Origin of the sequence: Longimicrobium sp. (assembly GCA_036389135.1) — a bacterium.
Taxonomy (GTDB): domain Bacteria; phylum Gemmatimonadota; class Gemmatimonadetes; order Longimicrobiales; family Longimicrobiaceae; genus Longimicrobium.
The window spans coordinates 94464-108950 of sequence record DASVQP010000027.1 but is presented as its reverse complement, the minus strand read 5'-3'; the positions used below and the strand labels follow the sequence as shown (position 1 = coordinate 108950).

At 70.4% G+C, this 14487-nt stretch carries 13 protein-coding genes; 10 read left to right on the top strand and 3 right to left on the bottom strand.

Annotated elements, in window-relative coordinates; all coding sequences use genetic code 11:
* The first annotated feature begins 31 nt into the window (after positions 1–31).
* Complete coding sequence (locus VF584_05905) at positions 32–289, top strand: hypothetical protein (protein ID HEX8209702.1); 258 nt, start codon at positions 32–34, stop codon at positions 287–289.
* 35 nt (positions 290–324) lie between these two features.
* Positions 325–786, top strand: coding sequence for a T6SS immunity protein Tdi1 domain-containing protein (locus VF584_05900; protein ID HEX8209701.1), 462 nt, complete (start codon positions 325–327; stop codon positions 784–786).
* Between the two features lie 215 nt (positions 787–1001).
* Here VF584_05900 and VF584_05895 read toward each other — a convergent pair whose 3' ends face one another.
* Together VF584_05895 and VF584_05890 are read right to left on the bottom strand one after the other, a co-directional pair.
* A complete protein-coding gene (locus VF584_05895) occupies positions 1002–1331 on the bottom strand; it encodes a helix-turn-helix transcriptional regulator (GenBank protein HEX8209700.1) in 330 nt (109 codons plus the stop codon).
* Between the two features lie 23 nt (positions 1332–1354).
* Positions 1355–1777 carry a type II toxin-antitoxin system RelE/ParE family toxin gene (locus VF584_05890; protein ID HEX8209699.1) on the bottom strand — a complete coding sequence of 141 codons (423 nt, stop codon included), beginning with the start codon at positions 1775–1777 and terminating at the stop codon, positions 1355–1357.
* Between the two features lie 521 nt (positions 1778–2298).
* Between VF584_05890 and VF584_05885 the strand changes: the two genes are divergently transcribed.
* From VF584_05885 to VF584_05875, 3 genes are read left to right on the top strand one after another with little or no spacing between them, the layout of a single operon-like run.
* Positions 2299–3681 carry a 3' terminal RNA ribose 2'-O-methyltransferase Hen1 gene (locus tag VF584_05885; protein HEX8209698.1) on the top strand — a complete coding sequence of 461 codons (1383 nt, stop codon included), beginning with the start codon at positions 2299–2301 and terminating at the stop codon, positions 3679–3681.
* 18 nt (positions 3682–3699) lie between these two features.
* On the top strand, positions 3700–5337 hold the full coding sequence (locus VF584_05880; GenBank protein ID HEX8209697.1) for a HEAT repeat domain-containing protein: 1638 nt from the start codon (positions 3700–3702) through the stop codon (positions 5335–5337).
* Entirely contained in the window at positions 5334–7904 is a 2571-nt protein-coding gene (locus VF584_05875; protein HEX8209696.1) for a polynucleotide kinase-phosphatase, read from the top strand. The genes VF584_05880 and VF584_05875 overlap by 4 nt, the downstream gene beginning before the upstream one ends.
* A 36-nt stretch (positions 7905–7940) precedes the next feature.
* Here the strand turns inward: VF584_05875 and VF584_05870 are convergent, their stop codons facing one another.
* Positions 7941–8597, bottom strand: a complete 657-nt coding sequence (locus VF584_05870) for a VTT domain-containing protein (GenBank protein HEX8209695.1) — start codon at positions 8595–8597, stop codon at positions 7941–7943.
* Positions 8598–8784: 187 nt separating this feature from the next.
* On the opposite strand from VF584_05870, the gene VF584_05865 reads away from it, so the two are divergent.
* From VF584_05865 to VF584_05845, 5 genes are all read left to right on the top strand, one after another.
* Positions 8785–10203 carry a hypothetical protein gene (locus VF584_05865; GenBank protein HEX8209694.1) on the top strand — a complete coding sequence of 473 codons (1419 nt, stop codon included), beginning with the start codon at positions 8785–8787 and terminating at the stop codon, positions 10201–10203.
* Positions 10204–10241: 38 nt separating this feature from the next.
* Complete coding sequence (locus VF584_05860) at positions 10242–12062, top strand: PQQ-binding-like beta-propeller repeat protein (GenBank protein HEX8209693.1); 1821 nt, start codon at positions 10242–10244, stop codon at positions 12060–12062.
* Positions 12062–12595: a manganese efflux pump gene (locus VF584_05855; protein ID HEX8209692.1), complete on the top strand. Its 534-nt coding sequence runs from the start codon at positions 12062–12064 to the stop codon at positions 12593–12595. The genes VF584_05860 and VF584_05855 overlap by 1 nt, the downstream gene beginning before the upstream one ends.
* A gap of 73 nt (positions 12596–12668) precedes the next feature.
* Positions 12669–13850, top strand: coding sequence for a hypothetical protein (locus VF584_05850; protein ID HEX8209691.1), 1182 nt, complete (start codon positions 12669–12671; stop codon positions 13848–13850).
* Positions 13851–13916: 66 nt separating this feature from the next.
* A complete protein-coding gene (locus VF584_05845; GenBank protein ID HEX8209690.1) occupies positions 13917–14177 on the top strand; it encodes a hypothetical protein in 261 nt (86 codons plus the stop codon).
* Positions 14178–14487: the final 310 nt, after the last annotated feature.

The window sequence follows — 14487 nt, the reverse complement described above, 5'->3', positions numbered from 1 at the left end:
ACCCGCGCCGATCCTCAAGCCAAGGGATACCATGCCTAAGCCCGCCGCCCTGCTCGCCCTCCTGTGCATCCTCGCCGCGTGCAGCTCCGATCCGAAGGAGGCTCCGCAGACCACCGGGAAGAGCGGAGTCGAGAGCGAACCCGCCGGCCCGTCGACGGCCGTGCCCGCCGCCCAAACCCCGACGCCGACGACTCCAGACACCACCGCCGCGGCCATGACGCCCGCCGACACCAACACGACCTTGCCAGCCGCGACTCCCGAAGAGGCGGCGCCGCTTCCAGAGCCGTGACTGAACACCATGCGTAGCTGAACGATCCCACTCTGATGAACCGGTACGGCATCACCACTGACGATCTCGATCATGTGCGGCTACTGCGGCACTGGCGTTGGCTGGTGCCGGCCTCGTGCACGATCCTGTTCGGCACCGCCCTCGGGGACCTGTTCCTGGAAGACGCGGGAGGCGCGGTGCACTGGCTCGATGTCGGAAGCATCGAGTTGACTCCCGCTGCACCCAGCCGGTCCGCGCTGGCTGACGCCTGGGAAGATGAGGCGCAGCGGAACTACTGGTTCGGCCCGGGACTCGTGGACGCGATCGAAGCGCAGGGCCTGACGCGCGGCCCGGCCGAGTGCTTCAGCTACGTCATGCTCCCCGCGCTCGGAGGCGAATTCGAGCCGTCCAACTTCCGTGTCCGCTCCCTTTACGATCACCTGGACGGCTGGGGACCGATCTGCGAACAGATCGCCACCATGCCCGACGGAACACAGGTGGAGCTTCGCTCGTTGTAGTTTATAACCTTCGCCAATTCCTATGTCGTCGATAAGCGCCTCATCCTTTAAGGCGCTGCAAGCCCTTGGATTGATGATGGCGGTGAACGCCGGCGATGAGGCTGCCAGGGGTCACCAGGCCGACAGTTGATTCCTCTATCGCGTGGATCTCGCGTGGATTCTCGACCGCCCCCCCGGAGAGACTCCCGTGATGCTGGCAGTTGATCAGGCGGGCCTCACCCAGTGACGCTCAACGCGCCCGCCTTGCGAGAGCGCGGCTTCGGACGAACGACGATCTTAACGTCGCGCCCCAGGAGCATGAGGAAGTGGAAGAGCCGTTCGAAGCTGAACTTCGAGAGCTTTCCGCGCATCAGATCGGAAATCGTAGGCTGGGTCGTGCCGAGGATTTTCGCGGCGTCCGCTTGCGTAAGATGCCGATGCTGGATGATGCTGGTGATCTGGCGGAGCAACTCCGCTCGTGCTTGTGCCTCGGTGGCGTCAACACGCCCTGCGTCTGTCCAGACGTTGCCGCTGCTCTTCTCGAAATCCACGCTCGTTTCCGGCATTACGTCGTTCTCCTGTCGGGGCATCAGCGCTTCTTCATTAGCGGGTTCTCAGAAGGTGTGCGTCGCATTTTAGCCGCCACCTCTTCTATATAATGCTTCTTCGCCGCCCTGTATCGATCAAGGATCAGATCCATGTCTGATTTCGGAATCGCGATTCCGCTTTTCGATTTCTTCTTGAAAGCATGCAGCACATAGACCACGTCGCCGATCTTCGTGGTGTAAACCGCTCGATACGTATCGGTGTCGTGATCGTCAGCCAGTTCCAATATTCCGAGTCCCTTCAGCTTTCCCTCAGTTAGGGGCGTTGCCGAAGGAATCACCCTCACTCCGGCCTGCACCGAATCGAGAGCGTACCCCAGATCGTCCTGCACTTCGGGAGGGGACGCCATGTCGTCCTTCTTCGACGAACCCGCCCAGAAAAGTTGCTTGCGATTCGTCGGCCTCATATGAAGAAAGGTTCAGCGTGGCTGTGCCGGCCTGGAGATATACTAGAAACGATATACTCAGTCAAGCACTAATTGCACGGTCAGGGGAATCGCCTCACCCGCAGGAGCTTGACAACGAGTTCGTGATCTGACAAAGTCCTGCTTCGGGAGTCGCGTCCCTCTGGCGGTTGAGCGTGCGTCTGCACGCCACCTGCCGTGCCATCCTAACGGAAGGCAAGAGGAATGCGGCTCTTTTCGTCGTTTCTGGACCTTTGCTTCGGATGCGGGGAGGACGTGGTGCTGATACTTGGAACGTCTGTCAGGACACCGCGATTTACCCCGCCCCCAAGAGCCGGAGCGTGCGCGTTCCGCATCAGTGCCATTCTGTGGATGACATGCACGAGGATCGTTCCGGCGTAGCCCTTTGGCACGCGGAACCGGGGGGAGCAAGACTCCCAACGCCCTGCCTCGTAGCAACTGAGGCGGGGCGTTTTTATGGCCCGACAACGCACATCTTCACCCGACAAACCAACGCGGGACCCATGCTGCTGACGATCACAACCACGCACCGGCCGGCCACGGACCTGGGGTATCTGCTTTACAAGAACCCGGCACGCGCGCAGAGCTTTCCGCTCTCATTCGGGCAGGCGCACGTCTTCTACCCGGAGGTCTCGGAGGAGCGGTGCACGGCGGCGGTGCTGCTCGACGTCGATCCGGTGGGGCTGGTGCGCGGCGGGGCGGCGGGCGCGGACCAGCAGTACGTGAACGACCGGCCGTACGTCGCGTCGTCATTCCTCAGCGTGGCGATCGCGCAGGTGTTCGGGAGCGCGCTGTCGGGGAAGAGCAAGGACCGGCCGGAACTCGCGGCGACGCCGATCCCGCTGGAGGCGCGCATCGCCGTCGTCCCCTGCCGCGGCGGCGAGGAGATGCTGCGGCGCTTGTTCGAGCCGCTCGGCTACGCGCTGGAGGTGGAGCGGCATCCGCTCGACGAGACGTTCCCGGCCTGGGGCGAGAGCCGCTACCACACCGTCACGCTGCGGGGCACGGCACGGCTCGCCGATCTGCTTCGCCACCTGTACGTGCTGGTGCCCGTGCTGGACGACGCCAAGCACTACTGGGTCGGCGACGACGAAGTGGAGAAGCTGCTGCGCCAGGGCGAGGGCTGGCTGGCGGGCCACCCGGAGCGCGACATGATCGCCCGCCGCTATCTGCGGCACCGCCACAGCCTGGCGCGCGAAGCCCTGTCGCGGCTCGTGGATGATGAAGAGCCCGAGCCGGAGGCGCCGGCGGCGGAGGCACCCGAGGTGATCACGGAGGAGCGGATCGGCCTCAACCAGCAGCGGCTGGGCGCGGTGGCGGCCGCGCTTCGGGCGAGCGGGGCGGCGCGCGTGGTGGACCTCGGCTGCGGCGAGGGGCGGCTGCTGCGCATGCTGCTGGACGACCGCCAGTTCACCGAGATCCTGGGGATGGACGTCGCGGTGCGTACGCTGGAGACCGCGCGCGACCGTCTGCGGCTGGAGAGCATGCCGCCGAAGCAGCGCGAGCGCGTCCGGCTGATCCACGGCTCGCTGATGTACCGCGACCCTCGCATCGCGGAGTTCGACGCGGCGGCGGTGGTGGAGGTGATCGAGCACCTGGACCCGCCGCGGCTGCGGGCGTTCGAGCGCGTGCTCTTTGAGTTCGCGCGTCCTGGGACGGTGGTGATGACGACCCCCAACCGGGACTACAACGCCATGTGGGAGACGCTCCCCGCCGGCGCCTTTCGCCACAAGGACCACCGCTTCGAGTGGACGCGCGCGGAGTTCCGCGAGTGGGCGGGCGGAATTGCGGAGCGCTTCGGCTACACGGTGCGCTTCCTACCCGTTGGCCCCGATGACCCCGCTCTCGGCTCGCCGACGCAGATGGGCGTGTTCACGCGTGGTTGATCACCGAGGGGACATGCGATGGAACCCAGCTCGACAGGCCCTCTGAACCGGCTGCGTGCGGCGTGGGCGCGCTTCTTCGAAACGAAGCCTGCTCACCGCCGCGAGCTGGACGATTCAACAGCGAACCGCCAGCGCCGCCTGCTGGACTACTTCGCAGCGCGCCGCGACCCTCGCGACCTCCCGGCCGTGGTGCGGCTGGTGCTTTCGCGCGAGCCGGGCCTGGCGAAGGAGTCAGCGGCGGCGATCAACGAGTACCTCACAGCCCTGGACCCGCGAGAGCTGCTGGCACTCGACGAGGTGATGCGGCACCGGTACTGGTGGGCTACACAGCCGCGGGAGCGGTCCAGCGACATCGAGCCAGCCGACGTTCCCCTGCTCCGCGCGCATGGAATCCCGGTGCTCGGACTCGCGAGCTTCCACGCCCGCGGGTACGTGCGTGAGGCGGCGGTTCGGGAGCTGGCGACGAGTAGCGGCGGCGGGGAGCTGCCTTACCTCCTGATCCGCCTCAACGACTGGGTCGAGCCGGTCCGGGATGCGGCCTACGAGGAGGTCCAGGCGCGGCTCGTCGCCGCTTACGCCCCGCACTTCGTCCGCAGCCTCTGGCTCGTAGAGCGGCTGGAGCGTTGCGGACGCGCGGACCACGAGGTGCTGGTCGGGCGGGTACACGGGCTCCTCACCAGCCCCGCGGGGCGACCGGCCCTGCGCGCGGGCCTGGCAAGGGGCGATCGGTGGCTCCGGCGGAGCTGCTACCGGTTGCTCCTGGACACGCCGGGGGAGGACGGGCCGGAGATCATCCGCATGGGCGTCCGCGATGAGGACGCGATGATCCGGCTGCGGGCGATTCGGGCGGCGGGGGTGGTGCTCGATACAAATGATCTGCGGGAGATTCTCAGGCAGGTGGGCCGCGATCCGTTCATGCCTGTCCGCCGAGAGGCGCTTGGGCTGTGGGTGCGGCACTTCCCGGACGCGGCGGAGTCCGTTCTGCGCGATGCACTGCTCGACTCCAGCCCCGCGCTGCGCCAGACGGCCCGCCTCGATCTCAAGGCACGAGGCGCTGGCGAGTTCCGGGATTTCTACCTGTCCGCACTGGAGGATCCACGCGGCAGCCGGCTGCGACCCGCCCTCTTCGGCCTGGCGGAGACCGGGAGCGAAGCTGACGCGGCGCGAGTCGAAGCGTTTCTGTCGCACACCGCTCCGGGTGTTCGCAGGGCGGCGGTGACGGCGCTGTCCCGCCTCGATCCGGAGGCGTACATGTCCGTCTTCGTGCAGGCGCTGGAGGATGACAGCCCGGGCGTTTCCAAGGCGGCGAGGCTGGCGCTGGCCCCCCGCGCGGCGCGCGTTGGAGAGGAAAAGCTCTGGAGCCTCGTTGCCGGCGGCCCGGAAGCGCACGTGCGGCGGAACGCCCTCCTCCTTCTGGCCGCCACCGGCAAATGGAACAGCATCGGGTGGATGATCCGCGCGTGCCGGCTCGCGGATGAACGGCTCGCCGCGATGGCGCGGCAGCTGGTGGCGCGGTGGATCGCGCGATTCAACCGCGTGCAGGTGCAGCCCACCAGGGACCAGTTGGAACACATGGCCCGCGCGCTCGAAGAAGGCGCGGTACTGGATACGGAGCGCGAGCGGATGCTGCGCTTCCTGATGAAAGGCTACGCATGAAGATCAAGATTCCCGAGCTTTCGCTGGTGGTGCTGGTCGGTCCGTCGGGGGCGGGCAAGTCCACCTTTGCGCGCACGCACTTCGGCCCCTTCGAGGTGCTGTCGTCGGACCATTGCCGTGGGCTCGTATCGAACGACGAGAACGACCAGTCGGCGACGAACGATGCGTTCGACGTGCTGCACTACGTCGCGGCCAAGCGGCTGCGGCGGGGGAACCTCGTGGTGGTGGATGCGACCAACGTGCAGCCGGAGGCGCGCAAGCCGCTGGTGGCGCTGGCGCGCGAGCACCACGTGATCCCCGTCGCCATCGTCTTCAACCTCCCGGAGCAGCTCTGCCGGGAGCGCAACCGCGAGCGCACCGACCGCGCATTCGGTCCGCACGTCATCCGCAGCCAAAAGGATCAGCTGCGGCGCTCGCTGCGCGGGCTGGGGCGCGAGGGGTTCCGGCACGTCATCGTGCTCGACACGCCCGAGCAGGTCGCGGCCGCGGAGCTCGTGCGCGAGCCGCTGTGGAACAACCGCAAGCACGAGCACGGCCCCTTCGATGTCATCGGCGACGTGCACGGCTGCCGCGAGGAGCTGGTGCTGCTCCTCAAGGAGCTGGGCTACACGGTGGACCTGGTCGCCGGCGTGGACGGCGCGCCCGGGTACGCGGTGCGTCCGCCCGAGGGCCGCAAGGCCGTGTTCCTGGGCGACCTGGTGGACCGCGGGCCGAACACCCCCGGCGTGCTGCGCCTAGTGATGGGGATGGTGGAGGCCGGCACGGCGCTCTGCGTTCCCGGCAACCACGACGTCAAGCTGGTGAAGGCGCTGCGCGGCAAGAACGTGCAGCTCAAGCACGGCCTGGCCGAGTCGCTGGAACAGCTGGAGCGCGAGCCGTCGGAGTTCCGGGAACGCGCGGCGGCGTTCCTGGACGGGCTGGTGAGCCATTACTTGCTGGACGAGGGGCGGCTGGTGGTGGCCCACGCGGGAATGAAGGAGGCGTACCAGGGCCGCGGCTCCGGAGCCGTGCGCGAGTTCGCGCTCTACGGCGAGACCACGGGCGAGACGGACGAGTTCGGGCTGCCGGTGCGCTTCAACTGGGCCGCGGAGTACCGGGGCGCGGCCACCATGGTCTACGGCCACACGCCAGTACCCGAGCCGCAGTGGCTGAACAACACGATCAACATCGACACGGGCTGCGTCTTCGGCGGGCGGCTGAGCGCGCTCCGCTACCCCGAGCGCGAGATCGTGTCGGTGCCGGCGGCGCGCGTGTGGTCGGAGCCGGTGCGCCCCTTCCTCCCCGAGGAGCAGCTCGCGCCGCGCCTCTCCGAGCAGCACCGGCTGGACGACGTGCTGGACATCGAGGACGTGACGGGAAAGCGCATCATCACCACGCGCCTGCGCGGCAACGTGACCGTGCGCGAGGAGAACGCCTCCGCGGCGCTGGAAGTGATGAGCCGCTTCGCCGCCAATCCCAAGTGGCTGCTGTACCTGCCGCCCACGATGTCGCCCTCGGAGACGTCGAAGGAGCCGGGGCTGCTGGAGCACCCGGCGGAGGCGTTCGGCTACTATCGCCACGAGGGCGTGCCGCGCGTCGTAGTCGAGGAGAAGCACATGGGCTCGCGCGCCGTCGCCGTGGTGTGCCGCGACGAGGACGCCGCGCGCCGCCGCTTCGGTGTGGTGGACGAGGGCGTGGGCATCGTGTACACCCGCACCGGCCGCCGCTTCTTCGCGGACACGGCGCTGGAGGCCGAGCTCGTGGCGCGCCTGCAGGTGGCGATCGGCGCGGCGGGGATCTGGGACGAGCTAAAGACGGACTGGGTGTGCCTGGACGCGGAGCTGATGCCCTGGTCCGCGAAGGCGCAGGAGCTTCTGCGCGTCCAGTACGCGGCGGTCGGTTCGGCGGCGCGCTCCGCCTTCGCCGAGGCCGTCCCCGCGCTCGCCCGGGCGGCGGAGCGCGGGCAGGCGGCGGAGCTGCTGGCGCACTACCGCGAGCGGGAGGCGCTGGCCACGAAGTACGTGGACGCGTACCGGCGCTACTGCTGGGACGTGGCCGCGGTCACGGACCTCAAGCTGGCCCCCTTCCACCTGCTCGCCAGCGAGGGCGCGGTGCACACGGGCCGCGACCACGCCTGGCACATGGAGACCATCGCCCGCATCTGCGCGGCGGACCCGGAGGTGCTGCTCGCGACCACCCACCGAGTCGTCGACATCACCGATCCCGAGGCGCAGGACGACGCGGTGCGCTGGTGGGAGGAGCACACGGAGCGCGGCGGCGAGGGTATGGTGGTGAAGCCGCTGGACTTCATCGCCAAGGGGCGCCGCGGCATCGTGCAGCCGGCCGTGAAGTGCCGCGGCCGCGAGTACCTGCGCATCATCTACGGCCCCGAGTACACTGAGCCGGCCAACCTGGAGCGCCTGCGCCAGCGCGGCCTCTCGCACAAGCGCTCGCTCGCACTCCGGGAGTTCGCGCTGGGTATCGAGGGCCTGGAGCGCTTCGCCCGCGGCGAGCCCCTGCGCCGCGTCCACGAATGCGTCTTCGCCGTGCTGGCGCTGGAGAGCGAGCCGGTGGACCCGCGGTTGTAGCGGCCACATAAGGCCGGCGTAAACGGGCGGCGGGAGCTACTCGGCGGCGGACCCGGTGCGGCGGGGTATCCCGGGATGCGCGCCCGCGCGCCGGCCCGCCCACCACAGGGCGCCGGCCACCAGCATGGCCGCGGCGAACACGGCGGCCCCGGCCGGGAGCGAGGCCGCGGTGGCTCCCACGGCGGCGTAGGCCAGCGCCGCGGGAAGGGTGCCCACGAACGCCGCCAGCATCGCGCGCCCCCAGGGCATCGGCGAGGCGCCGGCCAGGATCATGAGCGTCTCGGCCAGCATCGGCACGGGGCGCGACGCCACGATGGCCAGCACGCCCCAGCGCGCCAGCAACCGGCCCGCGCGCTCGTGCTCGGCGGGCGTCACCAGGCGGCGGATCCACTCGTTCCCCGCGCGCCCCAGCGCGAACGCCACCGCGGCGGCCCCCATGGACCCGGCCAGCGACAGGGCGGCCCCCGTCCACACTCCGAACAGAACGCCGTGCGCCAGCATCACCCCGCTGCTGGGCACGGGGAGCGCCACGTCGGCCACCAGCAGCGCCACGCCGGCCGCCGCCGCGCCCGCGCCGCCGCGCCCCATCCAGGGACGCGCGTCCTCCACAGGCAGGCCCAGCGCCACGGCCGCCGCGAAAACCGCCAGGAAGAACGCCAGGAACCCACCCACCAGCAGCCAGTAGCGCCTCACACTTCAGCCTCCGGAATCGTTGCCGTCTGGAAACCGCCGGATTTTTTTCTTCCACCTGCCTGCTAGCCGGCGTATATTGGCGCCAGGTGCCTTCGCCCGCCATCCCGCCATGCTCCCCGCGCATCGGCTCCCGGCGGCCGGGCGCCAGCCAGCCGCGTTTTCCGCCCCCGCCCCGGAGCCGAGATCCATGGACACGGTCCACTTCCGCATCGCGCGCGGGGCCGCACCCGCGCTGCTCACGCTGGCCCTGGCCTCGTGCGGCGACACCGGCGGCAGGCCTCCGGCTCCGGACGAGGCGGCCACACCCGCGGCGGCCGGCGTGCACACCGGGCCGGTTCCGCCGCTCCCCGCCGGGCTTCCCGCGCCGTACCTCTCGGGCACCGTCCCCACGCTGGTTCCGCCGCGGCCGGACTCCGCCCACACGCCCGAGCAGTCGAGGCCCTGGTTCGACGTCTTCTCCTGGCAGTCGTTCATCGCGCTCAACTGGCCCGCCAGCAGCCAGGGCCGCGGCAACCCGCAGGCACCCGGCGACTCGTCCGTGTTCCTGAACGCGTCCAACGGCGCGCTGCTCACGTGGAGCAGCTACAAGGAGAGCTGGGAGCTGTTCGGCCAGCGCGAGGCGAGGCCCACGCCCTTTGACGACTGGGGCGCCGCGCACCCGCCCTGCCCGGGGCTGCAGCCCGGGCAGAAGGCGTTCACCATGAACAGCAAGGGCAACTCGCTCTTCAACGACGCCGCCCAGTCGTTCTCCTTTCCGCTCATCGACCAGGCGGGCGGGTACTCGCGCTACGAGGTGCGCTACAACCGCGCGCAGTACGACACCATGCGCGGACCGGACGGCAACTCCAGGCTGTGGTTCTACCTGGCCCGCAACCTGGCGGGGGTCGACGTGTCGATGCCGGCCAGCGACAGCAGCGGCCACGTGGGCTCCATCATGGTCAAGGCGTCGTGGCGGCCCCTCACCCCACGCGACGACAGCACCCGGTACTACCACGTGCGCGCCCTGGTCCTCGCCGACTCCACGGGCCAGTGCACGCCCACGCTCATGGGGCTGGTGGGCCTCCACATTGCGCAGAAGCAGGTGGGCTTTCCGCAGTGGGTCTGGAGCAGCTTCGAGCACGTGAACAACGTCCCGGGCACCGGGTCGCGCAAGCCGTACTCGTACAACAACGGGCTGGACACGCCCCGGGCGGTGAACGGCTGGTCGTACCGGCCAGACACCGTGGCCGTCCAGACCGGCGCCCGCCCTGTGCAGGTGACCCGGGTCAACGACATCCCCTCCACCCCCGCCGGCGCGTCCACGCAGGACATCAACCGCATCTACCAGAGCTACCTGGGCAACACCGTGTGGGCCAACTACCAGCTGGTGATCACGCAGTGGCCGTCCATGCCCCGGCAGTTCGTGCTTCCCGACAGCGGCGGCGTGTACCCGCGCGACGCGGGGGCGGCGTTCCCCGTGTGGGGAGCGGTCAACACCAGCATGGAAACGTACTTCCAGACGCGCGGCGACGCCGCCGCGGCGGGCGGCAACTCGTGCATGAGCTGCCACTACCAGGCGGGGAAGCGCGACTTCTCGTGGGGCCTGGCGCGGCGCCCCCACCAGTGAGGCCGGGCCCCACACCCACAACCGCGGAGACCGAACCGATGGCGAGCGACACCCCTCAGGGCTGGTGGATGTACCAGGGCGGGCCCGCCCACGGCGGCTACGTCACCGACACGCCCATCGACAGCTCCAACGCCGCCACCCTGGAGACGGCGTTCACGGTGCAGCTGGACGGGCCCGTCCTTTCCGTGCCGGCGGTGACGGACGGCTACGCGTACGTGGGCGTCGCCAACAACCACAAGGTCCCGGGCTCCAACGGCGGCGGGCTCTACCGCGTGGAGCTGGCCACGGGGCAGGTGGCGCCGGACAGCTTCACCTGGACCACCGTACTGGACCAGCGCGACTCGCACGGCTTCACGGGAATGGGGTGCACGCCCGCGGTGGTGAACGGCAACGTGTACTTCGTGGCGTTCGACGGGTGGATGTACTGCGTGCGCCAGGACAACCTCGCCGAGCTGGTGTGGAAGACCAACCTCCGGCAGGCCGACCCAGCCCAGAACCAGCCGGTCACCAACGACTTTCCGCCGCACGACCCTTCCAGCTACCCGCCGGCCGCGGGGTGGTCGTCGCCGGTGGTGGCGGGCGACACCGTGTACGTGGGGATGGGCGAGGGCGAGAACCCGCAGCTCTTCGGCTTCGTCTACGCCCTGGCCGCGGACACGGGGCGGGTGCGGTGGATCTTCTGCACCAACCAGCTCGCGGACGGGCGCGACAACCAGCCCAACGAGATCCCCGCGCTCACCGTGCAGCCCGCCGGCACGCCGCTGCCGCCCGGCTACACGGCCATTCCCCAGACGGCCACCTACACGCAGCCGCGCGGCGCCTCGGTGTGGAGCGGCATCGCGTTCAGCGGCGGTCTGCTGTACGTCACCACCGGGAACCCCGCCAACTGCGACAACGGCCTCCCGGCCCCGCCGCCCCCGTGGACCGACCCGCACGCGGAGCCGGGGTGCGTGCTGGTGCCGCCCGTGGCCTCCGCACCCAAGTACAGCTACTCCGTGCTGATTTTGGACGCGGCCACGGGCGCGCTGAAGGCGCAGTTCCTCCCCACGCAGGACACCAGCTACCGCCCGTCGGACACGGACATCGACTTCGGCGGCTCGGCGGCCCTCTTTACCCAGAACGGAAAGCAGGTGGTGGCCGTGGCCTGCAAGAACGGCTCGCTCTTCCTGCTGGACGCGGCCACCCTGCAGCTCATCCGCAGCCGGCAGCTGCTGCCGTACGACACCAGTGGCCGGCGCATCCCCTCGGTGGACCCGCACCCGCTGAACGGGAACCTGGTGAACCCCTCCACGACGCCCAACTGCGACTCGGACGGCAACCCGGGCGAGAACTACTCCGGCGTGTTCGGCGCCCCGGCGGTGGACCCGGTGAACGGCATCGTCTTCGTGGGGATGGGCGGCCCCAACTACCACAACGCCTCGCCCGGCATCGACTACCAGAGCACGCCGTTCATGCGGGCCGTGAAGTGGGACACGCTGGAAGACGCCTGGCCGCTGGAGCCGTACACCTTTCAGCTCAACACCGGCCCCGTCACTGTAATGCGGTACGGGGCGGAGGGGGCGGGCGCGGCCATGTACCAGAACCCGGGCGAGGCCTCGGTGGGCTCGCCGGCCATCGCCAACGACGTGGTGTTCGTGGGCACCCACAACGTCTCGCTCTACGCCTTCCACGCCGCCACCGGCCGGAAGCTGTGGAGCGACGACATGGGGATGCAGACGCTGGGGATCAACGGCGGCTACGGCTACTGCATGGGGCCCGCGGTGTGGCAGAATTACGTGGTGGCGGGTGCCCTGGTGCAGGGGCGCGATGGCGGGCTGCTGCGCATCTACCGCCTGAAGCCGGGCGGGGGTGCGTCTTGATGCTCCAGGTGGCCGTCTTCGGCGTGCTCAGCGGGCTGGACAACCTGCAGGTCTCCGCCGCGCTGGGCCTCGCCCGCGTGCGCCCGCGGCGGCGGCTGGCGCTGGCCGGCGCCTTCGCCGCGTGCGAGGCGCTGATGCCGCTGCTGGGCCTGGCCTGCGGCGGGGCGCTGCGCCGCGCCGTTCCCGGCCTGGAGGCCGTGGGCCCGGTGGCGCTGCTGCTGTGCGGCGCGGCCATTCTGCTGCGGGCGCTGCGCGACGGCGACGCCGCCCGCGTGGTGGAGGGCCGCTGGATGTTGGGGCTGCCGCTCACTCTGAGCCTGGACAACCTTTTCGCGGGGGTGGGGCTGGGGAGCGCGGGGTACCCGGTGCTCGCCTCGGCGCTGGTGGTGGGGGCGATCAGCGCATCCATGTGCGTGGCGGGGATCTTTGCCGGCGGGTGGCTGCGCCGCTTCGTCCCCAGCCGCCCCGAGGTGTGGAGCGGCGCCTTCCTGGTGGCGCTGGCGCTCATCTCGCTGGCGGGGCGCGGGGCGTGAGCGCCTGCCGTCCCGTGGCGGCGGGGCTTCACTTTCCCACCAGCCTGGCTTTCGACGACCGGGGCGGGCGTACGTGGCGGAGAGCGGCCTCCCGTTCGCGGGCGCCCCGCCCGGCGGGCGCGTGCTGCGGCTGGGGAAGGACGGGCGCGCGGAGGTGGTCGCGGCCGGCCTGCGCCCGCCGGTCAACGGGCTGGTGTGGCACGACGGCGGCTTCTATCTCTCCGAGGGCGGCTTCCCCGGCCGCATCAGCCGGCTGGCGCCGGACGGGGAGCGCACCACGGTGGTCGACGGGCTTCCCGGCCGCGGCAACTACCACACGAACACGGTTGCGGTGGGGCCCGACGGGTGGCTGTACTGGGGGCAGGGCGCCATGACCAACCTGGGGATCGTGGGGCTGGACGCCTACGACCTGGCCTGGCTCAAGCAGCTCCCCCATCCGCACGACGTCCCCGGGTTGGAGGTGGAGCTCACCGGCCACAACGCCGAGAGCGCCGACCCGCTGGAGGGCCCCGGTGCGCGGGCCGTCACCGGGGCTTTCGCGCCGTTCGGCACCGCGACCCGCGCCGGCCAGCGCGTACCCGCCGGCCTCCCCTGCACCGCCGCCATCCTTCGCTGCCGGCCAGACGGATCGGGGCTGGAGCGGGTGGCGTGGGGGATTCGCAACGCGTTCGGGCTGGGCTTTCTCCCCGACGGCAGGCTGATCGCCACCGACCAGGGCTCGGACGACCGGGGGAGCCGCCCCATCGCCGGCGTGCCGGAGCTGGTGTACGAGGTGAAGGCGGGGGCATGGTACGGATGGCCCGACTTCGTGGGCGGCGTGCCCGTGACGGACCCGCGCTTCGTGCCCCGGCGCGGCCCCCCGCCGGTGTTCCTGCTGGCCAACCACGCGGAGCTTCCGCCCCCGGAGCGGCCCCTGATGGAGCTGCCCGTCCACTCCGCGGCGTGCAAGTTCGGCGTGGCGCCGGCGGGGAGCGCGTGGCCGGGGCACCTGCTGGTGGCGCTGTTCGGCGACGAGCTGCCCATGACCGCCCCCGACGGCCCGCGCAGCGGCCGCTCGCTGGTGCGCATCGACACGGAGTCGTGGACCGCGCACCCGGTGCCCGGCGCCCCGCCGGCCAGCCGCCCCATCGACGTACGCTGGCACCCGGGCACGGGCGAGGCGTGGGTGCTGGACTTCGGCGAGTTCGAGATGCGGCCCCGCGGGGTGCACGCGCGGGCCGGCTCCGGCGCCGTTTGGCGCTTCCGGCCGGAGTAGTCCGGAGCATAGTACCATTCCGGGGGCGAGCCGCTCCCCTTAACCCGTGTAACCCGGTGAGGTCGTATGCCAGAGAGCACCAGCACGCCCGTCCCCGGATGGGAGGACATCGCGGGCATCTTCGAGCCCTTCACGGCGCAGATGATGTGGCGCTTCAACCTGGGCAGCTACGAAGACGTCCGGGCGAATGCCTCCATCATCGCGTCACGCATCGGCGTGGACATGCCGCCGCTGCCTTTTCCGCCACTGTCCCAGCCCGACATCGACACCTTCAACGCATGGGTCGCGCACGGCTGCCCCCAGGCCCGCCCCGTGGCGGCGGGCTGACGGCGGAGGAGAACGTCCTGCGCGAGCTGCGGGGGCGTACGCGCGCCGAGGCTCGGCGCGCGCACGCATTTCAGCGCCCCGTGGTTGGCCCGGTGATTACTTTCTGGATCTGGCGCGCCGTCTCCGCCGATAGGCCGGCCTCGCTCGCAAAACGCGGCCACTGCTGCACCGCGCCGTGAACCTCCTGGATGATCCCGTGCGACCGCCGCGGATCCCCCGGCGATGCGCAGAGCCGGCAGAATCTCCTCCGCGCTCCCTTCCAGCACCCGCTCCGCCTGGCGGGCCAGTGCGGCGAGGTCGATCGCGAGCC